This is a genomic window from Parachitinimonas caeni (genome assembly GCF_030129945.1).
GTDB lineage: Bacteria > Pseudomonadota > Gammaproteobacteria > Burkholderiales > Chitinimonadaceae > Parachitinimonas > Parachitinimonas caeni.
Genome location: NZ_JARRAF010000246.1, coordinates 1 through 297 on the forward strand (window position 1 = coordinate 1; position 297 = coordinate 297).

A 297-nucleotide genomic window follows, 5' to 3' on the forward strand; every position below is an offset into this window, starting at 1 on the left:
ACTTGCGCAGGTTGAGAATCTTGTCGAGCGTGTAGTTGCCGTCTGCATTGCGGGTCGGCTCCAGGTTCAGCGTTTTCGGGTAGTTGTCGTCCGGCTGGCCGATCTCCAGTTTGACCCGGGCGGTGGCGGCGCTGACCGGGCCGCTGATGCGGACCAGTTGCGAATCGCCGGGCGGGGTCAGCTGGATGCGGGGCTGCCCGTTTTCGTAGTGGATGTGGAGCTGGCCATACCAGAGCTGGCCGCCCACTTCCAGTTCGTAGATCTGGTTGCCGCTCACCGACTCGGGCAGGTGGAAGT

Annotated in this window: 1 protein-coding gene; it reads right to left on the bottom strand. The window is 63.6% G+C overall.

The annotated features are described in order from the left end of the window. A partial coding sequence (locus PZA18_RS24530; protein ID WP_284103500.1) for a hypothetical protein occupies positions 1-297 on the bottom strand: 297 nt, incomplete at both ends.